Source organism: Halomonas garicola, assembly GCF_055382465.1.
The window spans coordinates 1,343,813-1,369,987 of the sequence record NZ_AP043931.1 but is presented as its reverse complement, the minus strand read 5'-3'; the positions used below and the strand labels follow the sequence as shown (position 1 = coordinate 1,369,987).

26 protein-coding genes are annotated in these 26,175 nt (G+C 66.2%); 1 reads left to right on the top strand and 25 read right to left on the bottom strand.

Features of this window, described 5'->3' with window-relative positions:
- Positions 1-8: 8 nt before the first annotated feature.
- The 25 genes from nrdE to ACZ46Y_RS06620 all read right to left on the bottom strand — a co-directional run bounded on the left by nrdE (position 9) and on the right by ACZ46Y_RS06620 (position 22,566).
- Positions 9-2,165 (bottom strand): class 1b ribonucleoside-diphosphate reductase subunit alpha, encoded by a 2,157-nt coding sequence (gene nrdE, locus ACZ46Y_RS06740; RefSeq protein ID WP_311953765.1) that lies wholly within the window; start codon positions 2,163-2,165, stop codon positions 9-11.
- A complete protein-coding gene (gene nrdI / locus ACZ46Y_RS06735) occupies positions 2,147-2,560 on the bottom strand; it encodes a class Ib ribonucleoside-diphosphate reductase assembly flavoprotein NrdI (RefSeq protein ID WP_311953759.1) in 414 nt (137 codons plus the stop codon). Before nrdI ends, nrdE begins: the two co-directional genes overlap by 19 nt.
- A complete protein-coding gene (gene nrdH / locus ACZ46Y_RS06730) occupies positions 2,557-2,790 on the bottom strand; it encodes a glutaredoxin-like protein NrdH (protein WP_311953755.1) in 234 nt (77 codons plus the stop codon). Before nrdH ends, nrdI begins: the two co-directional genes overlap by 4 nt.
- Positions 2,791-3,095: 305 nt before the next feature.
- Positions 3,096-3,707 (bottom strand): superoxide dismutase, encoded by a 612-nt coding sequence (locus ACZ46Y_RS06725; RefSeq protein ID WP_311953752.1) that lies wholly within the window; start codon positions 3,705-3,707, stop codon positions 3,096-3,098.
- A gap of 222 nt (positions 3,708-3,929) precedes the next feature.
- Positions 3,930-4,859 (bottom strand): electron transfer flavoprotein subunit alpha/FixB family protein, encoded by a 930-nt coding sequence (locus ACZ46Y_RS06720; RefSeq protein ID WP_311953750.1) that lies wholly within the window; start codon positions 4,857-4,859, stop codon positions 3,930-3,932.
- Positions 4,856-5,608, bottom strand: coding sequence for an electron transfer flavoprotein subunit beta/FixA family protein (locus ACZ46Y_RS06715; protein WP_311953748.1), 753 nt, complete (start codon positions 5,606-5,608; stop codon positions 4,856-4,858). The genes ACZ46Y_RS06720 and ACZ46Y_RS06715 overlap by 4 nt, the downstream gene beginning before the upstream one ends.
- A gap of 173 nt (positions 5,609-5,781) precedes the next feature.
- Positions 5,782-6,621, bottom strand: a complete 840-nt coding sequence (locus ACZ46Y_RS06710; protein ID WP_311953746.1) for a sulfurtransferase — start codon at positions 6,619-6,621, stop codon at positions 5,782-5,784.
- A 41-nt stretch (positions 6,622-6,662) separates the two neighbouring features.
- A complete protein-coding gene (locus tag ACZ46Y_RS06705; protein ID WP_311953743.1) occupies positions 6,663-8,861 on the bottom strand; it encodes an ATP-dependent helicase in 2,199 nt (732 codons plus the stop codon).
- Positions 8,858-9,406: a DUF1285 domain-containing protein gene (locus ACZ46Y_RS06700; RefSeq protein ID WP_311953739.1), complete on the bottom strand. Its 549-nt coding sequence runs from the start codon at positions 9,404-9,406 to the stop codon at positions 8,858-8,860. The genes ACZ46Y_RS06705 and ACZ46Y_RS06700 overlap by 4 nt, the downstream gene beginning before the upstream one ends.
- Before the next feature lie 80 nt (positions 9,407-9,486).
- On the bottom strand, positions 9,487-10,317 hold the full coding sequence (locus ACZ46Y_RS06695; RefSeq protein WP_311953732.1) for a TatD family hydrolase: 831 nt from the start codon (positions 10,315-10,317) through the stop codon (positions 9,487-9,489).
- 30 nt (positions 10,318-10,347) lie between these two features.
- Entirely contained in the window at positions 10,348-10,683 is a 336-nt protein-coding gene (locus tag ACZ46Y_RS06690; protein ID WP_311953730.1) for a PilZ domain-containing protein, read from the bottom strand.
- A 12-nt stretch (positions 10,684-10,695) separates the two neighbouring features.
- A complete protein-coding gene (locus ACZ46Y_RS06685) occupies positions 10,696-11,697 on the bottom strand; it encodes a DNA polymerase III subunit delta' (RefSeq protein ID WP_311953727.1) in 1,002 nt (333 codons plus the stop codon).
- Entirely contained in the window at positions 11,688-12,341 is a 654-nt protein-coding gene (gene tmk, locus ACZ46Y_RS06680; protein ID WP_311954017.1) for a dTMP kinase, read from the bottom strand. Before tmk ends, ACZ46Y_RS06685 begins: the two co-directional genes overlap by 10 nt.
- A 49-nt stretch (positions 12,342-12,390) precedes the next feature.
- Complete coding sequence (gene mltG, locus ACZ46Y_RS06675; protein ID WP_311953723.1) at positions 12,391-13,422, bottom strand: endolytic transglycosylase MltG; 1,032 nt, start codon at positions 13,420-13,422, stop codon at positions 12,391-12,393.
- A gap of 1 nt (position 13,423) precedes the next feature.
- A complete protein-coding gene (gene pabC / locus ACZ46Y_RS06670) occupies positions 13,424-14,242 on the bottom strand; it encodes an aminodeoxychorismate lyase (protein ID WP_311953718.1) in 819 nt (272 codons plus the stop codon).
- Positions 14,243-14,297: 55 nt separating this feature from the next.
- On the bottom strand, positions 14,298-15,536 hold the full coding sequence (gene fabF / locus ACZ46Y_RS06665) for a beta-ketoacyl-ACP synthase II (RefSeq protein ID WP_311953714.1): 1,239 nt from the start codon (positions 15,534-15,536) through the stop codon (positions 14,298-14,300).
- A gap of 198 nt (positions 15,537-15,734) precedes the next feature.
- Entirely contained in the window at positions 15,735-15,968 is a 234-nt protein-coding gene (acpP, locus tag ACZ46Y_RS06660; protein WP_311953708.1) for an acyl carrier protein, read from the bottom strand.
- Between the two features lie 121 nt (positions 15,969-16,089).
- Positions 16,090-16,848 (bottom strand): 3-oxoacyl-ACP reductase FabG, encoded by a 759-nt coding sequence (gene fabG / locus ACZ46Y_RS06655; protein ID WP_311953704.1) that lies wholly within the window; start codon positions 16,846-16,848, stop codon positions 16,090-16,092.
- A 33-nt stretch (positions 16,849-16,881) separates the two neighbouring features.
- Positions 16,882-17,841, bottom strand: a complete 960-nt coding sequence (gene fabD / locus ACZ46Y_RS06650) for an ACP S-malonyltransferase (protein ID WP_311953699.1) — start codon at positions 17,839-17,841, stop codon at positions 16,882-16,884.
- Between the two features lie 77 nt (positions 17,842-17,918).
- On the bottom strand, positions 17,919-18,947 hold the full coding sequence (plsX, locus tag ACZ46Y_RS06645) for a phosphate acyltransferase PlsX (protein WP_311953691.1): 1,029 nt from the start codon (positions 18,945-18,947) through the stop codon (positions 17,919-17,921).
- 38 nt (positions 18,948-18,985) lie between these two features.
- Complete coding sequence (rpmF, locus tag ACZ46Y_RS06640; protein ID WP_311953686.1) at positions 18,986-19,156, bottom strand: 50S ribosomal protein L32; 171 nt, start codon at positions 19,154-19,156, stop codon at positions 18,986-18,988.
- A 31-nt stretch (positions 19,157-19,187) separates the two neighbouring features.
- A complete protein-coding gene (locus ACZ46Y_RS06635) occupies positions 19,188-19,721 on the bottom strand; it encodes a YceD family protein (protein ID WP_311953681.1) in 534 nt (177 codons plus the stop codon).
- A gap of 74 nt (positions 19,722-19,795) precedes the next feature.
- Positions 19,796-20,893, bottom strand: coding sequence for a signal peptide peptidase SppA (sppA, locus tag ACZ46Y_RS06630; protein WP_311953677.1), 1,098 nt, complete (start codon positions 20,891-20,893; stop codon positions 19,796-19,798).
- Positions 20,894-20,920: 27 nt separating this feature from the next.
- Positions 20,921-21,616, bottom strand: a complete 696-nt coding sequence (locus tag ACZ46Y_RS06625; protein WP_311953673.1) for an HAD-IA family hydrolase — start codon at positions 21,614-21,616, stop codon at positions 20,921-20,923.
- A gap of 8 nt (positions 21,617-21,624) precedes the next feature.
- A complete protein-coding gene (locus tag ACZ46Y_RS06620; RefSeq protein WP_311953668.1) occupies positions 21,625-22,566 on the bottom strand; it encodes an RluA family pseudouridine synthase in 942 nt (313 codons plus the stop codon).
- A 642-nt stretch (positions 22,567-23,208) separates the two neighbouring features.
- On the opposite strand from ACZ46Y_RS06620, the gene rne reads away from it, so the two are divergent.
- Entirely contained in the window at positions 23,209-26,133 is a 2,925-nt protein-coding gene (gene rne / locus ACZ46Y_RS06615; RefSeq protein WP_311953659.1) for a ribonuclease E, read from the top strand.
- The last annotated feature ends 42 nt before the right edge of the window (positions 26,134-26,175 follow it).

The window sequence follows — 26,175 nt, the reverse complement described above, 5'->3', positions numbered from 1 at the left end:
CTCCTCCTTTACAGCGTGCAGGACACGCAGCCTTCGACTTCGGTGCCGGCAAGCGCGCTCTGACGCAGACGAATGTAGTAAAGCGTCTTGATGCCCTTGCGCCAGGCGTAGATCTGGGTTCGGTTGATGTCTCGCGTGGTCGCGGTATCGGGGAAAAACAGCGTAAGCGACAGCCCCTGATCCACGTGCTTTGTGGCCTCGGCGTAGGTATCGATGATTTTTTCCGCGCCGATTTCGTAGGCGTCCTGGAAATACGCCATGTTTTCGTCGTTCAGATACGGCGCCGGGTAGTAGGCCCGCCCGAGCTTGCCTTCCTTGCGGATCTCGATCTTGGCCGCCACCGGATGAATGCTCGACGTCGAGTGGTTGATATACGAAATCGACCCCGTGGGCGGTATCGCCTGGAGATTGCGGTTATAAAGGCCGTGGGCCATGATCGAGGCTTTCAGATCGCGCCAGTCGTCCTGAGTCGGCAGCGCTATGCCGGCCTGGTCAAACAGTTCCCTGACCCTGGCCGTGCGCGGCGCCCAGGCCTGATCGGTATATTTATCGAAAAAGCTGCCGTCGGCGTAGCGCGAGTCGGCAAACCCCCTGAAGGTATCGCCGTTTTCCATGGCCAGGCGATTGGACGCGCGCAGGGCGTGATAGGCCACGGTGTAGAAGTAGAGGTTGGTAAAGTCGAGCCCTTCTTCCGAGCCGTAGTGGATATGCTCGCGGGCGAGAAACCCATGGAGGTTCATCTGCCCAAGGCCAATCGCTCGGGACTGGGCGTTGCCGTTGGCCACCGACGGCACCGAGGTCAGGTTGCTCATCTCGGAAACGGCGGTGAGGCCGCGCACCGCGGTCTCCACGCTTCGGCCGATATCGCCGGCATCCATCACCTTGGCGATGTTCATCGAGCCTAGATTGCAGGAAATGTCCTCGCCCACGTGCGCGTAGCCAAGATCCTCGTCGTAGCGGCTGGGCGTGTTGACCTGGAGAATCTCCGAGCAGAGATTGCTCATGTTGATGCGCCCGGCGATGGGGTTGTCGCGGTTGGCGCTGTCTTCAAACAAGACGTAGGGATAGCCGGATTCAAACTGCAGCTCGGCAAGCGTCTGGAAAAACGCCCGGGCGTTGATCTTGGTCTTGTGGATGCGCTTGTCGGCGACCATTTCATGGTAGCGGTCGCTGACGCTGATATCGCCGAACGGCACGCCGTAGACGCGCTCGACGTCGTAGGGCGAAAACAGATACATCTCCTCGTTGCTTTTGGCAAGTTCAAAGGTGATGTCGGGGATGGACACCCCCATGGACAGCGTCTTGATGCGGATTTTCTCGTCGGCGTTTTCCCGCTTGGTGTCCATGAAGCGCAGGATGTCCGGGTGGTGGGCGTTCAGGTAAACCGCCCCGGCGCCCTGCCGCGCGCCCAGCTGGTTGGCGTAGGAAAACGCGTCTTCCAGCAGCTTCATGATGGGGATGATGCCCGACGACTGATCCTCGATGCGCTTGATCGGCGCGCCCTGCTCACGGATGTTGCTGAGCAGAAACGCCACCCCGCCGCCGCGCTTGGACAGCTGCAGCGCCGAGTTGATCGAGCGGCCGATGGACTCCATGTTGTCTTCGATACGCATCAGAAAGCACGACACCAGCTCGCCGCGCTGGCGCTTGCCGCAGTTGAGAAACGTCGGCGTGGCGGGCTGGAAGCGGCCGTTGATGATGTCGTCGACCAGCGCTTTTGCCAGCGCCTCATCGCCCCGGGCAAGCGTCAGCGCCACCATGCAGACGCGGTCCTCGAAGCGCTCCAGGTAGCGCTTGCCGTCAAAGGTCTTGAGCGTGTAGCTGGTGTAATACTTGAACGCGCCGAGAAAGCTCGAAAAGCGAAATTTCCAGGCGTAGGCCTGCTCAAAAAGCGCCTTGATAAACGCCGCATCGTACTGCTCGAGCATCTCGGCTTCGTAGTAGCCTTCCTCCATGAGATAGTCGAGCTTTTCTTCCAGCGAATGGAAAAACACCGTGTTCTGGTTAACGTGCTGGAGAAAATACTGGCGCGCCGCCTCGCGGTCCTTGTCCAGCTGCAGGCGGCCGTCGGCGCCGTACAGATTGAGCATGGCGTTGAGCGCGTGGTAGTCCAGCGTTTTTGCTGCCTGCTGGGAAGGCGCCGGTGCTACAGATGTGGTTGCCAAAACGAGGTAACTCCCTGACGAACGTTGACGACGTCTTGCGGCGTGCCGAAAAGCTCAAAGCGATATAAAAGCGGCACGTCGCACTTCTCCGCGACGATGCGACCGGCAATGCCGTAGGCGGTGCCGAAGTTGGTATTGCCCGCGGCGATGACGCCGCGGATAAAGCGCCGGTTGTGCGCATCGTTCAAAAAATGAATGACCGGTTTGGGGACGGCTCCCGCTACCTTGCCGCCGCCGTAGCTCGGCACCAGAAGGATGTAGGGTGTTGCCACCTGGAGCGGCTGCGCGTCGTGCTCGTAGGGGATGCGCGCCGCCGGCAGGTCGAGCTTCTCGACAAAGCGGCGGGTATTGCCCGACTTGGTCGAGAAATACACCAGCTGGGGCGAGGTGCTCATGCCGTCGCGGCGGCAAGTTCGCGAATGCGATCCGGGCGAAAGCCCGACCAGTGCGACTCGCCCGCGGTGACCACCGGCAGCTGGCGATAGCCCAGGCGCGCGAGGTCTTCCCGAGCGACGGGCGTTTCGTCGACGTTAATAACGGTATAAGAAAGGCCCCGCTTTTCCATTTCCCGGTAGGTCGCCGAGCACTGCACGCAGGCCGCAGCGCTATACACCGTAATGGCCATGATTGTCTCCTCTGTCCTTATCAGATCGCCTTGTCAAATCGCGTAGGCAGAAGCCGGTGGCGCCCGCCGACTCCACACAATATATAGTATATATATGCGACTTCAACCCGTATTTGGCACTATATATAGATTTTATCCGGTAGCAAAAGATTGCCCGATGTCAAGCTACCGAGACGGTGGATTTTGTGCTAGGCAGGCGGAACGGCGAGGCCAGAAAAGCCATTGCCCCAACATAAAAAAACCGCCCGCTGGGAGCCAGCGGGCGGTCGAATAGCGCTACCGTGGAAGTAGCGTCACGGCGTCATTCAGGCAACGGCGGCCTGGTAGCGACGCTCGACGTCTTCCCAGTTGATGACGTTGAAGAAAGCGTCGATATAGTCCGGACGCTTGTTCTGGTACTTGAGGTAGTAGGCGTGCTCCCAGACGTCCAGCCCCAGGATCGGCGTGTTGCCGTGGGAAATCGGGCTGTCCTGGTTAAGGGTGTTTTCCACCACCAGCTTTTTGTCGCCGGTGACGGAGAGCCATGCCCAGCCGCTGCCGAAGCGACCCAGCGCGGCTTTCTTCAGCGCGTCCTGGAAGGCTTCATAGCCGCCAAGCTCGGCGTCGATGGCTTTGGCCACGTCACCCTGGGGCTGGCCGCCGCCGTTGGGCGACATCATCTGCCAGAACATGCTGTGGTTGTGCACGCCGCCGCCGTTGTTGATCACGGCCTGGCGCTTGTCGTCGGGGACGCGGTCAAGGCTTGCCAGCAGCTCATCGACCGGTACGTCTTCAAGGCCGGTGCCTTCAAGCGCGGCGTTGAGGTTGTTGACATAGGTGTTGTGGTGACGCGAATGGTGGATTTCCATGGTCAGCGCGTCGATGTGCGGTTCCAGCGCATCGTAGGCATAGGGTAGTTCGGGCAGTTTATGTGCCATATTGCATCCTCTCCTTGCGTTATGGTTTTACCGTTGCTCTTGCCAACGCTTTCTAAGGTGCGGCCTTGGCGGCAGGATTTCAACCACGTCCTGCCCGCCGGCGCCTTCCCCTGGCGGCGTTGTCAGCTACTGGGAGTGTATCGAATACGCCGCCGGGACAAAAGCCGTAAGGCGCTTTTGCCCGGCGCGCGGCTTTTTCGAAAAGAAAGGATATTCAAATGCTTATAGCTTGCCCTCAAGCTCGGGAAGGACGTCGAACAGGTCACCCACCAGGCCATAGTCGGCGATCTGGAAAATCGGCGCCTCCGCGTCGTTGTTGATCGCGACGATTACCCGGGAGTCTTTCATCCCGGCCAGGTGCTGGATGGCCCCGGAGATGCCCACGGCGATATAAAGCTCCGGGGCGACGATCTTCCCGGTCTGGCCGACCTGCATGTCGTTGGGCACATAGCCGGCGTCTACCGCCGCCCGGGAGGCGCCGATGGCGGCGTCGAGCTTGTCGGCAATGCCGCCCAGCAGCCTGAAGTTCTCGCCGTTGCCCATGCCGCGCCCGCCGGACACGATCACGCTGGCGCCGCCAAGCTCGGGACGCTCGCTTGCGGCCAGCTGCTCGTCGACAAACTGCGCCAGGGTGTTTTCCACGACGATATCCAGCGCTTCCACCGGCGCCGGCTCCGATGCCGGCGCCACCGCATCAAAGGCGCTGGGGCGCACGCTGATGACCTTGAGCGCTTCGTGATTTTTCACCCGCGCCACGGCGTTGCCGGCGTAGATCGGACGCTTGAAGGTATCGGCGCTCTCCACGGCAATGATATCGGACACCTGGCCCACGCCCTTTAGCGCGGCCAGGCGCGGCAGCACGTTCTTGCCCGCCGAGGAGGTGCTTGCCAGCACATGGGTGTAGTCGTCGGCAAGGGCGACCAGCAGTGCGCCCACCGGCTCGGCCAGGCGGTGGGCGTAAACGTCGTGATCTGCCACGCGCACCCGGCGCACGCCGTCAAGGGCGGCGGCCTCCCTGGCGGCGGCCTGCACTTCCTTGCCCGCGACCAGCACGTCCACGCTTTCGCCGATGGCCCGGGCGGCCGCCAGCACGTGGGCTGTCTCGCCGGCCAGCCGGCCGGCATCCAGATCGGCGAGTACCAGAATGCTCATGAAATCACCTTTGCTTCATTCCTGAGTTTTTCCACCAGCTCATCCACCGAGGCTACCTTCACGCCGCCCCGGCGCTCTTCCGGCGGCTCAACGCCCAGCAGCTCGATGTTCGACGCCACGCTGACCCCGAGCGCTTCGGGGGTGGTGTCCTCCAGCGGCTTTTTCTTGGCCTTCATGATCGCCGGCAGCTTGGCATAGCGCGGCTCGTTCAGGCGCAGGTCGGCGGTAATCACTGCCGGCAGCGTAAGCCGCAGCGTCTGCAGGCCGCCGTCGACTTCCCGGGTGACCGTGACCGCCTGGCCGTCGACCTCGACCGCCGAGGCAAAGGCCCCCTGAGCGGCGCCCATCAGCGCAGCCAGCATCTGGCCGGTCTGGTTGTTGTCGCTGTCGATGGCCTGCTTGCCCAGCAGCACAAGGCCGGGCTGCTCCTGCTCGGCCACCCGCGCCAGCACCCTGGCCGCACAGTGGGAATCCACGCGCTCATCGGTTCGGACGTGAATGGCGCGATCGGCGCCCAGCGCAATGGCCGAACGCAGCTGCTCCTGAGCCGCCTTGGGGCCAATGGTCACGGCGACGATTTCGCTGGCCATGCCCTGCTCTTTCAGCCGCACGGCCTCTTCCACGGCAATTTCGCAAAACGGGTTCATGGCCATTTTGACATGGGTAAGTTCCACGTCCGAACCGTCCGGCTTGACCCGGATCTGGACGTTGTGGTCGACGACGCGTTTCACCGCGACGAGTACTTTCATAGGTGCCTCGCTTGACCTGAAGGGAATGCCGACTCCCCGTCGTTATCCGCGCGTCGCGGGGCAGCCGCTTAAGGCACGCCGATAAAGATCAAGGGAGTGTTCATACGCCGATATTATGCCTGCCATGCCCCGCAATCAGAAGCCGGCGCCTGCGGAAAAGCGGGCGGGCCGCGCTACCCGGGCGAGTCGCCGGTGGCCACGGGGTGCGACGCCACGGTGATCCACTCGCTCCAGGAGCCGGCGTAAAGCGCCGGCAGCGCTCGCCCGGCCACCGCGTAGGCCAGCACGTTATGGCAGGCGGTAATGCCGGAGCCGCAGTAGGCCGCGACGGCCGGTGCCCGGGGTAGCTCGGCGTCGAGCGCGGCGGCGGATTTGAAATAACCCTCGGCGGTAAGGTTGTCGGCGCTTGGCCGGCTGCGCGCGCCGGGAATATGCCCGGCCACCGGGTCCACGGGCTCGCTCTCGCCGCGAAAGCGCGCCGACGCCCGGGCATCCACCGGCAGCACTTCGCCGCCGGCGACGGTATCGGCATCCACCCAGGCGGCGTCGTTGAAGCGCGGCTGCCAGGCGCTCGGGGCCGGCGCTGCCGTTGCCGTCACCAGCGCGCCGCCGTGCGCCTCCCAGGCATAGAGCCCGCCGTCGAGCACGCGCACGTCCGGGTGGCCGGCCCATACGGCCAGCATCCACCAGGCCCTCGCCGCTGCCAGCTGGCCGCCGCGGTCGTCATACACCACCACCGGTTTCTCAGGAGCAATGCCCAGGCGCTGCACGGTGCGGGTAAACGCCTCGGCCGACGGCAGCGGATGGCGCCCGCCGGCGCCCGGGGCACCGGCCAAGTCGCCTTCCAGCGCCAGGTGCCGAGCCCCGGGGATATGGCCTTCGCCCCACAGCGTCTCGCCGGCAGCGGCGTCATCAAGGCGCGCGCGGCAGTCCAGCACCAGCGGCGCCGTGCCGGCAAGGGCGGTATCAAGGGCGATCTCAAGGGCTTCGGCGCTAATCAGCGGAGGTGACATGGCATGGCTCCCGTGGTGGCTGAGTACAGGCAGGCTGGCGCTCAGGGCGCGGCGCTGTCCAGGGATTCAATTGGCGCGCGCCGGGCCATCAGGCGCCGGCGGCCGGCCCGCAGAAAGCGCACGTCGATCACCGGGTCGTCGGGATTGCCCTCCACGGCGGCGACCTCGCCTTCGCCAAACACCGCATGGCGCAGCCGCTGGCCGGGAAAGAAGCCGCCGGATACCGGCGCCGCGGCGGCCGCTTCCTGGGGCAGCGCCTCGAGCGCTATGTCACTGCGCTCCACGCCTTCCAGGTAGCGCCGGGCAATAGCCGGCGAGCCCACGGTCAGCGGCGCGGCGGGCGGTGTCTCGGCGGCCAGCTGACCGGCAACGACCATGGCATCCTGCCAGGCGCACTCGGCCAGAAAGCGGCTGGGGCGGTGCTCGCCGCCGTCGTGAATAAGCCGCAGCTCTTCCCGGGCCCGGGTAATACCCACATAGAACAGCCGGCGCTCTTCTTCCAGACGCTCGTCGGTGAGGGGGTTGTCGCGGCTGTAGTGGGGAAAGTCTTCTTCGTTGATCCCAGCTACCGCCACCAGCGGCCACTCAAGGCCCTTGGCGGCATGTACCGTGCTGATCAGCACGCCGCCGGCCTGGTTATGCACCGGCCGCTGCAGAAGCTCGATAAAGGCGTCGGGGTCCGGCACGCTTTGCGCCTGTTCGATCAGCACGTCGAGCAGGCGCACGTCTTCCTCGCCCTTGTCGCGCCGGGCGGCCGCGCGCCTGAGCACCTTTTCCGCTTCCACGGCGTCCACCACGTGGCGTAACAGCTTCGCCGGCGGCCAGGCGCCGAGCCTTGGCAGCTCGCACAGCAGCCCCCAGCGCTTTTTCAGCGTGCGCCGCTGCATCGGCTTGAGCTCGGTGAGCAGTGGATCGCCGCGCTCGGGCCAGCGCTGGGTCTCGGCCAGACGGCAGGCCAGCCGCCAGAGCCTTTCCCGGGCGACAAAGGTCGTCGGCTGAGAGAGCAGCAGCAGCAGCAGCGAGGGGTCGTGAAGCAGCCCCGGCTGGCGGGCGAGCTTAAGATAGCCGGCCAGCGCCTGCACCAGCGGCAGGCGAAAGACAAAGCGGTCTTCCCGGGAGAGGCGAAACGGCAAGCCGGCCTGCAGAAGCGCCAGCTGGAACGGCACCGACAGCGCCCAGCTGCGCACCAGAAGACAGGCCTCGGCGAGCGGCCGCCCCCGGGCCTGCCAGTCCATCAGCGTATCCAGCAGCGCGCGGCTGCCCTGCCCTGCGGTGACCCGGGTCGCCGGATTGGCCGGGCCGGCCAGGCACAGCTGATCGGGCCGGCGGCGGTTGGCGGCAATGGCGTAGTTGGCCGCCAGCGCCAGGGCGTGGCCGTGGCGAAAGGTGATCGACAGCGGGTAGTCCCGGGCTGTGCCAAAGGTCGCGGTAAAGTCGGCCAGCATGGTGTCGGGATGGGCGCCGCGCCACTCATAGATACACTGGTTGGCATCGCCCACCGCCATGACGTCGGCTTTTCCGCCGGCAAGGAGTGCCAGCAGACGCTGCTGGGCGGCGTTGATGTCCTGGTACTCGTCGACGATGACGTGATCGAGAAAGCCCTCTACCCGAGCGCGCAGGGTATCGTCGGCCTCCAGCGCCCGCAGCGGTCGGTACAAGAGGTCGGCGTAGGTCATCACGCCGTCGTCGCGCAGCAGGCGCTCGGCTTCGTGGAAGGCGGCGGGAAAATAGTCCGTGTCGGGATCCAGATCGAGACGCGGATAGAGCGCTTCCGGGGAGATCATCTCGGCCTTGACCAGGGCGCAGTAGTGCGCCAGGGTTTCCAGCCGCTCGCCCTCCAGGGCCGCATCCCGGCGCTCGCGCTCGTGCTCCAGCACGCTCAGGCTTGCCTGGCGCAGCAGGCGCTCGAGCTGCCAGTCGGCCGAGAGCAGGCGGCGCGGCTCGAGCACGCCCCAGCGGCACAGGCTCTGGGTTAGCCGGTGGCCCAGCGAATGAAAGGTGCGCACGTCGGGCAGCGCCTGCCCGGGCGGCGCCATAGCGGCCAGACGGCGCTGGAAATCTTCCCGGGCCGAGCGGTTGAACATCAGCACTAGCATGCGCCTGGGGGCCACGCCGCTGGCCAGCAGATGCAGCACTCGGGCCGCCATGGTGGTGGTCTTGCCCGCCCCCGCTACCGCCGCCACCCGGGCGTGACCGCCGGCGTGATGAATCACCGCCTGCTGCTGCGCGGTGAGCTTCACAGCGCCTCGTCGTCGTCGAGCGTGCCCAGCACGTGCCAGACCCCGCCGCTTTCGATTCCGACCTGGGTGTGATCATCGCTCTGGCGCAGGCTGGCGGCGTCCACCAGCTGATAGTAGACGTTGCAGTTGAGCCTGGCCGTCAGGCCAAAACGTACCGGGACTTCCGGCGCCTCGTCGCCGGCGGGCGTGCGCGTCATCGTCAGCTGATGGTCAGCGTCCAGCGCAAACTCGTCGCCCTGCCCGGTGGTCAGCCACCAGCCGTCGCCCTCCTGCCGGGCGGCGACGACCATCAGCGGGCGGTCTTCCACTTCGATGCGCACGCGTTCGGCGGGGGTGACCAGGCACACCCCTTCCGGATCGCGGCGCATCAGGCTTGCCAACAGCCGCACAAGCTCCGGACGGGTAAACGGCTCGCCCTGGTGCCACCAGCTACCGTCGGCGCGGATGGTCAGCGGCATGTCGCCGCAAAACGGCGGCTGCCACTGGTCTACCGGCGGTATCTTCGCGGCGCTCTCGCCGTGTTTCAGCAAATGCTCAAGGTGCATGCTAACCTCCCGTGATTCCCACCCCGGCGCCGGTCCCTGTCCCGGCGCGGGGTTAGCGTCAATGGCGCCCGGCAGCGCCGCTATACCAGCCCGGCCCGGCTCAGCGAGTCGCGCTGCTCGGCCGTCACCTCGGGCGCGGCGGCGCGAAACAGGCGATAGAAGTTGGCCGTGGTCTGCATCGCCACTTCGTCTACGCTGATGCCGCGCGCTTCGGCGATGCACTCGGCGACTTCGACCACCCAGGCCGGCTCGTTGGGCTTGCCCCGATGCGGCACCGGGGCGAGATAGGGGCTGTCGGTTTCGATCAGCAAACGATCCAACGGCAGCCGGCGCGCCACGTCGCGCAGGGCCTTGGCGCTGGCAAAGGTAACAATGCCGGAAAGCGAAATATAAAGCCCCAGTGTCACCGCCCGGCGGGCCATGTCAAGGTCTTCGGTGAAGCAGTGAAGTGCGCCGCCGACGCTTGGGTCCAGGTGCTTTTCCAGCAGGGCCAGGGTGTCCTCCTGGGCGTCGCGGGTATGCACGATCACCGGCAGCCCCAGCTTGCGGGCGGCGATCAGGTGGCGCTCAAAGCGCGCGTGCTGTACGTCCGCGGGTACGCTTTCGCGGTAGTGGTAATCCAGCCCGGTTTCGCCGATGGCCACCGCGTCAAAGCGGGTGGCGGCGTCCATGATAGCGTCGATGTCAGGTTCGTCGGCCGAGGTATGTAGCGGGTGCAGACCCGCCGAGATCACCACGTCGTCGTGCTCCCGGGACAGCGCGGCAAGCCCCGGCATGTCATCCAGACTCACGCAGACGGCGAGAAACTGGCTGACCTGCGCCCGGCGGGCCACGTCAAGCGTGGCGGCAACGTCGCCGCCGTGGGTCTTGTCGGAAAGGCGGTCGAGATGGCAGTGGGAATCAACAAACATGGGGCACTTCGCCTGGGTAAAAATGGACGTTTACAGCGTGCAGGTAGCGGCGGCGCCGTCCAGCTGGCCGGCAAGCAGCGTCTCAATGCGGTCGCGCACGTTGTAGTCCTGCTGGCTGAAGTGCACGCCGACGCCGGGCTGGCGTCGTCCGGTGACGCCGTCGGGCGAAATCCATACCACGCTGCCGTTTACCGTCAGCTCCTGGTCATCACCGGGCAGGGTCAGCATCAGGATAACCGGATCGCCCAGCATGCAGCGCTCGGGGGTGGCCACAAAAAGGCCGCCGCGCTCGAGAAACGGCATGTACATCGACAGCAGCGCAGGTACGTCGGGCAGCGCCGTTGTCAGCAGTTTTTGCGTGCTCACAGCAAGCCTCCTTCAAGAGCGCAGCAGCGCCGACCAGCGCACCAGCCAGGCTTCCAGCACCAGCTGCGGATTGGGGTTGGCGCCTACCGCCAGCAGGCGCCGCTGCTCCCGGGCGTAGTCGAGCAGCCGGAACCAGTCCTGCACCCGGGCGTTCTTCGCCGCCTGACGATACAGCGGCACCAGATCGGGATTGCGCAGCCGCCGGCTGTCGCCGGACAGGCCAAAGCCGATCAGATCCTCAAGCCAGGCGATACCGTACCACAGGATGGCATCTGCCGCCTGGCGGTCAAACCGTGCCGCCTCGGAGATCGGCTCGGCGCCGCGCACCAGCTGCTCGAAGCAGTCGTGGAGCTGCTGACGCAGGGCCCGGGCTTCCGGGCCGGCAAGCTCGAGGGCGAGCAGCGGCAGGCCCCCCGCCACCTGCCACCAGAAGCGCGCCTCGTCGTCGTCCCCCTGCAGCTGCCCGGCAAGCCAGGCGCGGCAGTCGTCAAGCGCCACCGGCTTAAGCGACCACTGCTGACAGCGCGAGCGAATCGTGGGCAGCAGCCGCGAGGGCACGTCGGAGAGCAGCACGAAAAGGGTATTGCGCCCCGGCTCCTCCAGGCTTTTCAGCAGCGCGTTGCTGGCCGCCACGTTCATCGCTTCGGCCGGGGCAATGATGATCACCCGGTAGCCGCTTTGCTGGGCGGTCTGGGCGACAAAGCGGTTGACCTCGCGCACGCTGTCGATGCGGATCTGGCGCTTGCCCTCGTCGGGGACAATGCGCATGAGGTCGGGGTGATAGCCCGCGCCCAGCATCCGGCAGGCGTGGCACCGCCCGCAGGCCGTGGCCGTGTCGGCGGCGCACAGAAGACGCGCCACCAGCGCCTCGGCCAGCACCTGCTTGCCCACGCCTCGGGGGCCGCTTAGCAAAAGCGCATGGGGCAGCCGGCCGCTTTGCTCGAGCTGCCACAAACGCTCCCAGAGCGGCCGGTGCCAGGGCAGCGGCAGCCTGTCCTCCGGCGCTAGCGCCATGGTGCCGTCCGCCGGTCGAGGACGGTGGCAAGCTCGCACTGTACCGCCGACAGTGGCTGGGCGGCATCAATCAGGGCAAAACGCTCGGGCTCGGCCTCGGCTCGCCTGCGGTAGGCGTGGCGCACCGCGGCAAAAAACGCCCCGCGCTCGCGCTCAAATCGGTCACGCGCCCCGCCCCCGGCATCCGCTCTTTGGCTGACCCGGCGCGACGCAGCGTCAACGGGCATATCCAGCAGCAGGGTTAAATCCGGCGTCATGCCCCGCTGGACAAAACGCTCGAGTACGGCGATACGTTCGGCGTCAAGCCCGCGCCCGCCGCCCTGGTAGGCGTAGGTGGCGTCGGTGAAGCGGTCACACACCACCCAGGCGCCGCGCTCAAGCACCGGGCGAATTTTCTCCGCCAGATGCTGGGCCCGGGCGGCAAACATCAGCAGCAGTTCGGCGTCCGCGGCCAGCGGCTCGGCGGGAGCCGGATCGAGCAGCAGCTCGCGAATGGCCTCGGCGCGCGGCGTGCCGCCCGGCTCCCGGGTGCGCACCACCTCGATCCCCCGGGCCTCAAGCCAGGCGCTAACAAAGGCCATGTTGGTTGACTTGCCTACGCCTTCTCCGCCTTCCAGGGTGATCAGGCGCCCGCGCTGGGTCATGGATACCTCGCCGCCGTTTGTCAGGCCGGGTGTCAGGCCATGTGTCAAGTTAGTCATCGCTGCCCGAGTCGTCCTCGCGCTCGCTGCGAATAAAGCGATTCACCGCGTTGTTGTGCTCGCGCAGGCTGCCCGAAAAATGATGCGAGCCGTCGCCCTTGGCCACAAAGTACAGCGATTTGCCGTCCTCGGGGCTCACCGCGGCCTCAAGGGCTGCCTTCCCCGGCATGGCAATGGGCGTGGGCGGCAGCCCCTTGATCACGTAGGTGTTATAGGGCGTTGGTTCCTGCAGGTCGGCCCGGGTAATGTTGCCGTCGTAGCGGCTGCCCATGCCGTAGATGACCGTAGGGTCGGTCTGCAGACGCATGCCCTTCTCCAGGCGACGGGCGAACACGCCGGCGATTTCCCGGCGCTCGGCGGGTACGCCGGTTTCCCGTTCGATCAGCGACGCCATGATCAGCGCCTCATAAGCCGACTCGAACGGCAGCGCGTCATCTCGGCTCTCCCACGCGGCCTTGAGCATGCGCTGCATGCGCCGGTGGGCCTGGCGCAGAATGTCTGTATCGCTCATCCCCAGGTGATAGCGATAGGTATCGGGGAAAAACCAGCCTTCGGGATGTTCCTTGTCGGCATTGATCAGCGCCATCACCTCATCGTCGCTCATCTCGGCGGTGCGGTGCTCAAGCTTATCGGCGCTGTCCAGCAGGCGGCGCATCTGGGCGAATGTCCAGCCCTCGGGCACGGTGAGGGGGTACGTCACTACGTTGCTGCTGCCCAGCAGCGTCACCAGTTCGCGGCTGTCCATCTCCGGCGTCAGCCGGTATTCACCCACCCGCAGCGAGGGCACCTTGTCAGGCTCGGCCCGGGCCAGCACCTTCAGCGCCCAGGGATCGGCAATCACCCCGCGCCGGCCAAGCTCGTCCACTACCTGATTGAAGCCGGCGCCCTCGGGCACCTGGTACAGCAGGGGCTTGTCCAGCGCCAGCGGCGCAGCCAGCCGGCTTTGCCAGTAGGCGTAGCCGCCCGCTGCCGCGGCGGCCCCCAGCAGGATCAGCACGACCAAAGCTTTCAGGATACGTTTCACGTCAGTCCTCCCGGGACAGAGTTGGATACCCCAGCAGGCCGTGGGCGTCGGCCTGCAGCGGCGCGCCGGCGGCTCCGGCAAAGCGCCGCAGGGGCCGGCCCTGGGTCGTGACCAGGGCGTTGACCGGCCACAGGCCCTGGACCGAGTTACCCACAAACAGCTGCTCGACGGCGGGCGACTCGAGCAGCGCCTCGGCGCCGAGCGGCGCCTCCTGTACCCGGCCCTGATCCAGCAGCGCGGCGCGCAGGGTGCCGGCGACGCCGCTGGCGTCGAGCGGCGGCGTCCAGTAGGCGCCCTCCGCTCGCCAGAAAACGTTCATGGCGGTGGCCTCGACGAGGTTGCCGTCGGTATCGGCGAGCAGCCCTTCGGCGATGTCGGCGCTCTGCCACTCCCGGCGCGCCAACACGTTTTCCAGCCGATTGAGGTGTTTGATGCCGGCAAGCGCCGGCTGGCGGGCCAGGCGCAGCGCGCAAAAGCAGACGTCGACGCCCTGCCAGCGGGAGCGCGCCGGGGCAAACGCCGTGCGCCGGTGCAGCAGCCGCGGCCGCTGGCAATCCGGCAGCGCATAGCCGCGCCCGCCGCTGCCCCGGGTCACCATGATCTTGAGTACTTCAAGCCCGCTTGCCGGGGCCTGCCAGCAGGCCTCGAGCGCGGCGTCGTCGGGGGGCGGGATGCCCAGCGCCTGACAGCCGTGGCGCAGCCGCGCGCGGTGCCGGGGCCACAGCAGCGGGACGCCGTCGCGCATCAGCACGGTTTCAAACACGCCGTCGCCGAAGGCCAGGCCGCGATCGTCAAGCGGCACCTGATCCGCTGATGCCATTGGCTCCTCCGTATCCTGGACGGCCTGAAGCGGCTGCCCCTAGACCCTCTGAAACTTAAACCTTCTGAAACAGCAGCGACCCGTTGGTGCCGCCAAAGCCGAAGGAGTTGGATAGCGCCACGTCGATGCGCATGTCCCGGGCGGTATGCGGCACGTAGTCCAGGCGGCAGCCTTCCTGGGGGTTATCCAGGTTGATGGTCGGCGGCGCGACCTGGTCGCGAAGGGAGAGCACACTGAACACCGCCTCCACCGCGCCGGCCGCGCCCAGCAGATGGCCGATCATCGACTTGGTCGAGCTCACCGCCACCCGGGACGAGGCCTCGCCCAGCACCTGCTCGATGGCGCGGCTCTCGGCCAGATCGCCGGAAGCCGTCGAGGTGCCGTGGGCGTTGATGTAGTCCACACGGGAAGGATCGATACCGGCATCCTTGATGGCGTTGCGCATGGACAGCGCCGCCCCGCTGCCGTCCACGGGTGGGGCGGTCATGTGGAAGGCGTCGTCGCTCATGCCAAAGCCGCTCATTTCGGCGTAGATCGTCGCGCCGCGGGCTTTGGCATGCTCGTACTCTTCCAGCACCAGCACGCCGGCGCCGTCCGAGAGCACAAAGCCGTCGCGGTCGACGTCCCAGGGGCGGCTGGCCGCTTCGGGGTCGTCGTTGCGGGTGGAAAGCGCCCGGGCCGCGGAAAAGCCGCCCAGTCCCAGCGGCGTGGTGGCCATTTCGGCGCCGCCGCAGACCATCACGTCAGCGTCGCCGTAGGCAATGGTCCGCGCGCTGTAGCCGATGTTGTGGGTGCCCGTGGTGCAGGCGGTGGTAATGGCAATATTGGGACCCTTGAAGCCATGCTGGATCGCCATGTTGCCGGAAATCATGTTGATGATGGACCCGGGCACGAAAAACGGCGAGATACGCCGCGGGCCGCTCTTTTCCAGCGCCTTGTGGTTGTGCTCGATCATCGGCAGCCCGCCGATGCCGGAGCCGATGGCCACGCCGATGCGCTCGGCGTTGTCCTCGCGGCACTCGATGCCCGAATCGGCGATCGCCTGGGCCCCGGCGACCATGCCGTACTGGATAAAGAGGTCCATCTTGCGAGCGTCCTTGGGGTTGAGATAGGCCGACACGTCAAACTCCTTGATCGACCCCCCAAAGCGCGTGTTGAACCCTTCGGTATCGAAGTGCTCGATGGGAGCGATGCCGCTCTTGCCGGCCACGATGTTGGCCCATGACCGGTCAACGGTATTCCCGACCGGGGTCACCAGGCCTAGCCCGGTTACCACTACCCTTTTTCGTGCCATCAGCTTTCCTCCAGGCATCCTTGGTGACGTAACCCGCTTGGGGGGCACTGGCTGCAGCGTAAACAGCGCAGATATCAAGCGCCACAGTATAACGAAATTTATCTGCTGTATTCAGCCGGCAAACAAAAAGCCGCCCATGACAGGACGGCTTTTATGTGGGCGACTGCACCGCCCCGGTTTGTCACTGCGACACGACCCTTACTGGTGGGTGTTCACGTAGTCGACAGCTTCCTGAACCGTGGTGATCTTTTCCGCTTCTTCATCGGGAATTTCAGTGTCGAATTCCTCCTCCAGCGCCATGACCAGCTCGACGGTGTCCAGCGAGTCCGCGCCCAGATCTTCGGTAAAGGAAGAGCTGCTCTGAATGTCTTCTTCCTTGACGTTCAGACGCTCGGCCACAACTTTCTTTACGCGCTCTTCAATAGTACTCATCAACGTACTCCAGTCATTCTCGTCAGCCGTGTCAGTGCCGGCTATTGGGAAACCGCAAGCCAAAAGCTGCGGGTAGTTTATAGACGCCCTTGAGCTGACGCAACCGCCATTTCAAAGGGCATCAACGCATATTCATACCGCCGTTGACGTGCAGCGTTTCACCGGTGATATAGCCGGCGCCGTCGCTGGTCAAAAAGCCCACGGCCGCGGCAATTTCATCGGGTTCACCCAGGCGCGCCAGCGGAATTTGCGCCAGCAGCGCCTCTTTCTGCACTTCAGGCAGCGACTCGGTCATGTCGGTGGCGACAAACCCCGGCGCCACGGCGTTGACCGTGATCGCCCGCGAGGCCACTTCCCTGGCGAGCGCGCGGCTGAAGCCTTCCATGCCTGCCTTGGCCGCCGCATAGTTGCTCTGCCCCAGGTTGCCCATGGTGGCGACCACCGAGCTGATCGAGACAATGCGCCCGAAACGCGCCTTGGTCATGCCGCGCAGGCAGGCCTTGCTCAGGCGATAGACCGACGTCAGGTTGGTGTCCATCACCTCGCCCCACTGATCCTCTTTCATCCGCATCAGCAGATTGTCCCGGGTAATGCCGGCGTTGTTGATCAGGATAGTCGGCGCGCCGAAGCGCTCGCCAATCGCCTTGAGCACGGCGTCGATGCTTGCCTGGTCGGTAACGTTGAGGCACATACCGGCCCCTTCAATGCCCTGCTCTGCCAGAGCGGCATTGATTTTTTCCGCGCCGGCGTCGCTGGTCGCCGTGCCCACAACGATGCGCCCCTGGCGGCCAAGCTCGTATGCCACGGCACGGCCAATACCCCGGGTGGCCCCGGTTACCAGCGCTACCCGGCGCTGCCGGGTGGTCTCTTCCTGTGTCATTGCACTATGCCCTACTCAAGAATCAGAGGATGGTCAGCCTTCGCCGGCAACGTCGGCGCGGGCCAGCTCCAGCGCGGCATCGAGGCTCTCCGGATCGTTGACCGCAAGCCCTTTGCTGCCGCGCACGATACGCTTGTTAAGGCCGGTCAGCACCTTGCCCGGCCCGCACTCGACGAATACCCCGGCACCCTGCTCCTGCATCGCCAGCACGCACTCGCTCCAGCGCACCGGCTGATAGAGCTGCTCGATCAGGCGGGTGCGCAGCGCGTCGGTGTCGCTATGGGCGCGGGCATCGACGTTCTGGATCACGGTATAGCGCGGCGCCCGCAGCGTGACCTTGCCCAGAGCGTCGGCCAGCTGCTCGGCTGCCGGACGCATCAGCTCGCAGTGCGACGGGACCGATACCGGCAGCGCCAGCGCCCGCTTGGCACCGGCCTGCTGGCAGGCGCCAATGGCACGCTCCACCGCCGCCTTGCTCCCGGCGATAACCACCTGGCCCGGGGCATTATAGTTGACCGCGGACACGACTTCGCCCTGGGCGGCCTCGGCGCAGGCCGCTTCCACCGCCTGGTCGTCAAGGCCCAGAATCGCCGCCATGCCGCCTTCGCCCTGGGGCACGGCTTGCTGCATGGCATCGCCGCGCAGGCGCACCAGGCGCACCCCTTCGGCAAAGCTCATCACGCCGGCGCAGACCATGGCGCTGTATTCGCCCAGGCTGTGCCCGGCCATGACGTCGGGCCGCGGGCCTTCCAGCTCCTGCCACACGCGCCACACCGCCACGCTTGCCGCGAGCAGCGCCGGCTGCGTGCAGGCGGTGGCGTTCAGCGAGGCCTCCGGCCCCTCCTGAACGACCTTCCACAGGTTATAGCCCAGCGCGTCCGACGCTTCGTTAAACGTGGTTCCCACCACGCTGTAGCGTTCCGCCAGCTCTCGCAGCATGCCCAGCTGCTGAGAGCCTTGCCCGGGAAACATGAGGGCAAGGGGTTGAGACATGTCGTTTCACCTTTGCTCTTGTTGGCTTTTCTCGGCATTCGCGCCTGGCGCGTTCCCGCTTGAGCGCAGCGGGTCGGCTAAGGCATCGACTGCCAGCGTTCGGCGAGGCGGCCGGGCAGGTCGTGCTCAACTTCCTGCATCGCCCGCCGTATCGCATAGTAGAAGCCTTCCGCATGGGCACCGCCGTGGCTTTTGACCACAATGCGCGATAGCCCCAGCAGGCTGGCACCGTTATAGCGCACGGGGTCGAGCTCGCGCTTCAGCCGCCTGAGCACCGGCCGGGCCAAAAGGCTAGCCAGCCGGCCGCTGAGCCGGGCTTCGAACGCCTCCTGCACGCGCTCGACCAGCATGCCGGCAAGGCCTTCGCTTGCCTTGAGCACGGCGTTCCCCACCAGGCCGTCGCATACCATGACGTCAAGCGAGCCGCTGTAAAGATCGCCGCCTTCGGCGTAGCCGCGGTAGTCAAACGCCCCGGCGGCGGCGTAGCGGCGCAGGATAGCATCGGCTTCGCGCAGCTCGGCGCTGCCCTTGGTCGCCTCGGCGCCCACGTTCAAAAGAGCGACGCGCGGCCTCTCCAGGTCGTCCACGCTTTGCGCCATGGCGGCCCCCATGAGGGCAAAGTCCGCCAAGCGGCGCGCCGGCGAATCGACGTTGGCGCCCAGATCCAGCAGGTAGCACTGCCGCCGGCGGCGGGCCGGTATGGCCGTGCTGATAGCCGGCCGGCTGACGCCCGGAAGCGTGCCCAGAGAGCGACGCGACAGCGCCACCAGCGCCGCGGTGTTGCCGGCGCTGACGGCGGCATCAAGCCCTTCGCGGCTGTCGCCGAGGGCGTCGAGCATGCAGGCCATACTGGTATCGCGGCCGTGGCGCAGCGCCCAGGCCGCCGTGGCCTCCGCCGGCACGCCGTCGGCGGCATCCCGGGGTATTAAACGCGACGCTGCCGCAGCCAGGGGCTGCGGCAAGCGTGAAAGCTCGGCCTGTATGTGCTGACGAGGGCCGAACAGTTCAAGCACCAGCGCGGGGTCTTCCCGCGCCGCGCGCGCAGCGCCGTGAATGATGGCGCGGGAGCCGTGATCGCCTCCCATGACATCAATGGCTATGCGCACGCGTCGCCGGGCTTTCTTCGCGCATCAGACACTGGATCTTATACCTCGACGACCTTGCGGCCGCGGTAGTAACCGTCAGACGCCACGTGGTGACGCAGGTGCTTGGTGCCGGTTTCCTTGTCCTCGGAAATCGTCGGTGCGCTCAGCGAGTCGTGGCTGCGACGCATGCCGCGGGCGGAACGGGTTTTACGGTTCTTTTGAACTGCCATGGGACATTACTCCAGGAAGGGTAAAAGGGAGTTATTGCTTGTCTTTCAGGGTGCGAAGCACCGCAAAAGGATTCTCGTCAGACGCCGAGGCGTCTTCTTCGGGTTCGTCCGCCTTGCTGACCAGCTGCTCCGCGGGTACAAGGCAGTCGGCTTCATCGTGATAGATCACCTGGGGCAGGCTCAGAATCAGCTCGTCCTCAACCAGCGTCAGCAAGTTAAGCTGCTCGTTTTCTACCAGCACCGGCTCGTGGCTTGCGGGCAGCTCGCCGGCGAGCGCCTCGTCGGCCACCATGCCCAGCAGAAAATCGCTCTCTACCGGCTGCTCGATGGGCGCCAGGCAGCGCCGGCAGGCGAGCATCAGCGCGGCGTCGAGCGAGCCGTGTATTTCGCGGCGACCCTGGGCGTCAATGCCGAACTCAAGCACGACGCGGCAGTCACCCGACTGCGGGCCGGCTTCTTCGGCTAGACGGGCAAGGCCGCTGAGCGCTACCAGGCCTTCGAGTCGTTCGTGGCGGGCAGCAAGCTTGTAAGGCTCTACCCGGCTAGGAAGTCGTGAGGTCAACATAGGCGCGCAATGATAGGCACTCCCCCCGCCGGTGTCAAAGCCTGAGCGGGGGTTCGAGGCCGCAGCGCTTCCCGTCAGCGATCGACGGAGAACTGCAGCGGTGACGGCGAGGTGGAAACGCCGAGCACCCGGGCCGCGGTACGAGCAAAGCGGCGCGACAGCTGGTCAAGCGGGCCAAGCGCCGGGGTGTAATCCTCCCGGTGCACGCCGTCGGTATAGTCGCGCGCCACCTCTTCGATATTGGCCAGGCGGTCGACCAGCCCCAGCTCGATGGCCTGCTCGCCGCTCCACACCAGCCCCGAGAACAGCCGCGGATCCTCGCTCAGGCGCTCGCCGCGGCCGGCCTTCACGTCGGCCACGAACTGCTGATGGGTGGTATTCAGCACCGACTGCCAGAACGCCTCGGTGTCCTCGTCAAGCGGCTGAAACGGATCAAGAAACGCCTTGTTTTCCCCGGCGGTCATTACCCGGCGCTCGACGCCCAGCTTGTTGATGGCCTGCTGCAGGCCAAAACCCGAGTAGATCACGCCGATGGAGCCCACCAGGCTCGCCGGCGACGCCACCACCTCATCGGCGGCCGCGGCAATATAGTAGGCGCCGCTGGCGCCGATATCTTCAATCACCGCGATGATCGGCTTGTTGCCCGCCTCGCGCAGGCGCATGACTTCGGCGAAGACGCGCTGGGACTGCACCGGGCTGCCGCCGGGGCTATTGATGTGCAGCACCACCGCCCTGGCGTTATTCGCCTCCCAGGCGCGATTGAGCCCGCGAATAAGCCGCTCGGCGTTGGCCGGCGAATCGTCGGCAATGGCGCCCTCGACCTCGACCACGCCCAGGTGCGGCTGCGCGCTCACCGCCGTTGCCGACCTGTCGCCGAACAGGCTGTAGACGCTAAGCAGCACCGACGCCAGCACCAGCGCCAGCAGCATAAGTCGCAGGGCGATCTTCCAGCGCCGGCTGCGGCGCTGCTCGGTCAGCACCCCGCCGATCCAGCGGTCCATCATTTCCAGCTGCTGCAAGCGCTGGCGCTCGCGCAGCGTGGCGGCATCATCGCCCGGGTGGCCCGCCTCGGCAGATGCCTTGTCAGACACCGCTTCGTTTTCGGTCCAGGGGTCAGAAGTAGCCCCGCGGGGCCCCTCTCCCCTGCCGTTGCCGGTTGGCTCGTCGCTCATGCTGCCTCCTTTGTCAGGTCGCGGCTGTTACGGCGCCGTCGCGGGCGCTGCCTTTACCGCTGACGCGTCCAGCCAATCAAACAGCCCGTCAATATCGTGGGCAATATGCAGCGGCTCAAAGGCCGCCAGGCGCTCGCTTTCGTGCACGCCGTAGCTCACCCCCACCCGGGGCATATTCAGCGCGCGCGCCATGGCCATGTCGTATTCGGTATCGCCGATCATGAGCGCCCGGCTGGCGGACACGCCGAGCTCGTCGAGCAGCTCGTCAAGCATCAGCGGGTCCGGCTTGGAGCGGGTCTCATCGGCGGTACGGCTTGAGTGAAACCAGCGGGCGCTTCCGGTCTCGGTGAAAATCCGGTCGAGGCCGCGGCGGGTCTTGCCCGTGGCCACGGCAAGCCGAGGAGCCCCCTGGCGATGCAGGCGCTCGAGACGGGCCTCAACGCCGTCGAAAAATGCCATGGGGGTGGCATCGGCGTGAACGAAGTAGTGCGCGTAGCGCTCGCGCAGGCGCGCCGAGTGCGCCGCGGTAATGCCCGGACAAAGGATATCCACCGCTTCGGGCAGCCCCAGCCCGACGATGTTTTCCACGGCTTCGGGGGCAAGCTCGCCCCACTCGGCGTCCCGGGCGGCCGCCTGCATGCTGGAAACAATACGCGGCACCGAGTCCATCAGGGTGCCGTCCCAGTCAAAAATCATCAGGTCAAACGACGGTGTTGTCGACATGTTGTGTCCTATCCACGAAGAGGGGTCAGCACGCTCTCCAGCGCCTCGGGAAGGGGCGCCTTGACCGTGATCATGCGCCCGCTGCCGGGCTCAGGGAAGCTCAGCGAACGGGCGTGCAAAAACAGCCGCCCCGCGCCCAGGCGGCGGGAAACCGCCGTACTTTCCCGGGTGAAATACTTGTCGTCGCCCAGCAGCGGATGCCCGGCATGGGCGGCGTGCACGCGAATCTGGTGGGTGCGCCCGGTGACCGGCTCGGCCTCGATCAGCGTGGCGCGGGCAAAGGCCTCCTCGACGGCAAAGCGCGTCCGCGCAAACTTGCCGTCGGCCGCGACCCGCACGCGACGCTCGCCGTTGCCCGCGTCAAAGCGATCCAGCCGCGCGCTGACAAAAGTCTTGCGCGCCGGCCAGCGGCCGCTGACCAGGGCCAGGTAGCGCTTTTCCATGCCGTGCTCCTTGAGCGCCCGATTGAGCGACAGGAGCGCCTCCCGGGACTTGGCCAGCAGCAAACAGCCCGAGGTGTCGCGGTCCAGCCGATGCACCAGCTCCAGAAAATCAAGGTCGTCACGCACCTGGCGCAGCGCCTCGATCAGACCGATCTTGACGCCGCTGCCGCCGTGCACCGCCAGCCCCGACGGCTTGTTGAGCACCAGCCAGTCGGCGCTTTCGCGCAGCACGCTGCCCAGCAGCAGATCGCGCAGGCTGTCGCTGACTTCCTTGACCGCCTCCTTGGGCGCCAGCCGCAGCGGCGGCACTCGCACCCGGTCACCGGCCTGCACGCGATAGCCGGCCTTGACGCGTTTTTTGTTCACCCGCACTTCGCCCTTGCGCACAATGCGGTAAATCAGCGCCCGGGGGGCGCCCTTCAGCCGGGTCATGAGAAAGTTGTCGATGCGCTGCCCCGCCTGCTCTGGGGCGATGTCCACCCACTGTACGTCTCGCCCTTCGGCCATGGCGGTGTACTCCTTGCGCCGGGAAAAGCGCCATTCTATCGCACACGCCCGGACAATGCGCCCCGGACAGGCGAACCCGGCATCATTTGCCGGCGGGTAAATTGCTGGCCGGTGGCTTTACTGTTATATTCCGGAACGCTCGCCCTCCAAGCGTTTCCACGCTTCTGTGTGCCACGCCTCTGCGCACGATTGACAAGTGCCATAGCGCCAGACCAGCGCCACCACAGAAAGCCCGCAAGGCCGGAAAACGCTTGCCTGGGACAAAGCGCCTGCCCGACCGACACGCAGGCCAGAGCCGGACGACGCCGTGTACGCATGGCCGCCGTCGTCTGCGCGCCACGGCAATGATACCCGCGCGCAGCCGTTGTGATCCGCGCAGCACAGCTGCCGCCGGCGACAAGGTTGCCGGCACAGAACACAGGCGCCCGGGGTTTTCCCCGCGCGTCCGCCGGGCGGCGCTGACGATTCAGCGCCTGCCCAGGCAAGGACAAGACAACACGCTACGCCCGGCGCCGCCGTGCTTTTACGTCACCGGGCACGCCCGGCGGCGGGCGAAAACAAGTTCAACGTTGTGCCGGTAGCGCCCGCGCTTATCCGCACCGTTTTTGACGGGCACCGGCACGCAACGCTATGCGAGACAACATGAAACGGATGCTCATCAATGCGACCCAGCCTGAAGAGCTGCGCGTCGCCCTTGTCGATGGTCAACGCCTTTACGATCTGGATATTGAATCCGGCGCCCGCGAGCAGAAAAAAGCCAACATCTACCGCGGCCGGATCACCCGAGTCGAACCTTCCCTGGAAGCCGCCTTTGTCGATTTCGGCGCCGAGCGCCACGGCTTTCTCCCGCTGAAGGAAATCTCCCGGGAATACTTCGTCAAGGACGTCAGCGGCCGCCCCAGCATCAAGGAAGTGATCAAGGAAGGCCAGGAAGTCACCGTCCAGGTGGACAAGGAAGAGCGCGGCAACAAGGGCGCCGCACTCACCACCTTCATCAGCCTGGCCGGGCGCTTTCTGGTCCTCATGCCCAACAACCCCCGCGCCGGCGGCATTTCCCGGCGCATCGAGGGCGAAGACCGCAGCCAGCTCAAAAGCGCCATGAGCCAGCTCACCGTGCCGGATAAAATGGGCCTGATCGTGCGTACCGCGGGCATCGGCCGCACGCCCGAAGAGCTCCAGTGGGATCTGGACTATCTGGTGCAGGTGTGGGAGTCGATCACCGCGGAAGCCGGCAAGCACGCCACGCCCTTTCTGATTTACCGCGAGTCCAACGTCATCATCCGCGCCATGCGCGACTACCTGCGCCAGGATATCGGCGAGGTGCTGATCGACAGCCCCGAGATCCACGCCGAAGCCCTGGGCTTTATCCGCCAGGTGATGCCCTCCTATCAGCAGAAGATCAAGCTTTACGCTGACGAGGTGCCGCTGTTCTCGCGCTTTCAGATCGAGTCGCAGATCGAGACCGCCTACCAGCGCGAAGTCAAACTGCCCTCGGGCGGCTCGATTGTCATCGACCACACCGAAGCGCTGGTGTCCATCGACATCAACTCGGCCCGAGCGACCCGGGGCAGCGACATCGAGGAAACCGCGCTGCAAACCAACAGCGAAGCCGCCGACGAAATCGCCCGCCAGCTGCGCCTGCGCGACATCGGCGGCCTGGTGGTCATCGACTTCATCGACATGGGCCCGGCGCGCAACCAGCGCGAAGTGGAAAACCGCACCCGGGACGCGCTCAAGATCGACCGCGCCCGGGTGCAGATCGGGCGGATTTCGCGCTTTGGCCTGATGGAAATGTCGCGCCAGCGCCTGCGCCCCTCGCTTGGCGAAACCAGCGGCGTGGTCTGCCCGCGCTGTAACGGCCAGGGCACCATCCGCGACGTGCGCTCGCTGTCGCTTTCGGTGATGCGCCTGCTCGAAGAAGAGGCCATGAAAGAGCGCAGCGCCCAGATCCGCGCCATCCTGCCCGTACCGGTCGCCACCTACCTGCTCAACGAAAAGCGCAGCGTGCTGGCCGATATCGAAGCGCGCCAGGACGTTCGCGTGGTGCTGCTGCCGAATCCGGAAATGGACACCCCGCACTATGACGTCCAGCGCCTGCGCGACGACCATCTGGACGGCGGCGATCTGACCGCGGCTTCAAGCTTCGAGCTGTCCGTAGAAAGCGAAGCCGGCAAGGAATCCGACGCCGGCATGACCCCGCCGGCCCAGCGCGACGTTGCCGCGGTCAAGAGCGTGACGCACAACGCGCCGGCCCCCGCTTCGCTGCAAAGCGACGGCCACAGCGCCCCTCGGATGCCCGCTGAAGCCACCCCCGACGCCTCGTCCGGCGTAGTGGGCCGCTTTATCCGCGGCTTTGCCAAGTTCCTGGGGGCCGAAGAGGCGGAACAGGCGCCGGAAACGGCGCAGAGCCGGCCGACATCGGGCTCGAACGAGCGCCCGTCGCGCCCGGCACCGGCCCGGGACAAGCCGGCCGTCGAGCGCCGCCCCTCCAGCGAACGCAGCACGGGCCAGCAGCAAAGCCGTTCAAACAAGAGCGGCAGCGCCGGCAATAACAGCGCTTCGCGTCAAAGCCCGCGCCAGGACACTCGTCAAGACGCTCGCCAGGACACTCGCCAGAACACTCGCCAGGACAAGGGCTCGGCAAAAGACGCCGGCACCAGCGCCAACAACAAGTCCCGCAGTAGCGCGGGCAGCAGTAACGCGAGCGATAACGCGGCAAAAACCGACGCCGCAAGCAAGAGCGCGTCAAACGACCGGCGTAGCAATGCGCCGCGCAGCGACAAGAGCGATGCCGAGCGCAAGCCCGCCGCCGACGAGGACAGTCAGCGGGCAGGTCCCAGCCGCTCGCGCAGCCGTCGCCGTCACCCCCAGCAGGACGGTCAAGGGCAGCAAGACGCGGCGGCCGCGCCGCAGGCGGACAAACCCGCGGACACGCCCGCGGCTCCGCCAAAAGACGCCGAGCCCCAGGCCGGCAAGCAGCGCGACGAGGCCAAAGCCGATCCGGCGGAAGCAGCGCCGGCCGTCACCATGGACAGCACGCCCAAGCGCACGCGCAACAACCCGCGCAAGCGCAGCCGCAAGCAGGCGCTGAACCCCAAGGCCGAGGCCGAGCAGCTCAGGCTCCAGGCCGAAGCCGAGGCGCCGGCGGCCGAAAAGCCGGCCGAGCCGGAAAAGGCAGCCGAAAAGGCCCCGGAGAAAACCGCGGAAAAGGCGCCGGCCAAGGCAGAGAAAAAAGCCGAGGCCCCGGCAGTCGAAAAGCCGGCGGAGCCGGAAAAGGCAGCCGAGAAGGCCCCGGAGAAAACCGCGGAAAAGGCGCCGGCCAAGGCAGAGGAAAAAGCCGACGCCCCGGTAGCCGAAAAGCCCGCGGAGCCGGAAAAGGCGCCGGCCAAGGCAGCGGAAAAAGCCGACGCCCCGGTAGCCGAAAAGCCGGCGGAGCCGGAAAAGGCGGCCGAGAAGGCCCCGGAGAAAACGGCGGAAAAGGCGCCGGCCAAGCCGCGCCGCCGCCGGGCGCATAACGACCCCCGCGAACAGCGTCGTCGCCAGCAGCAGGACAACAGCGCCGAATAAATAGCGCTCGTCCGCCCATGAAAAAGCCCGGTACCCTGGAAA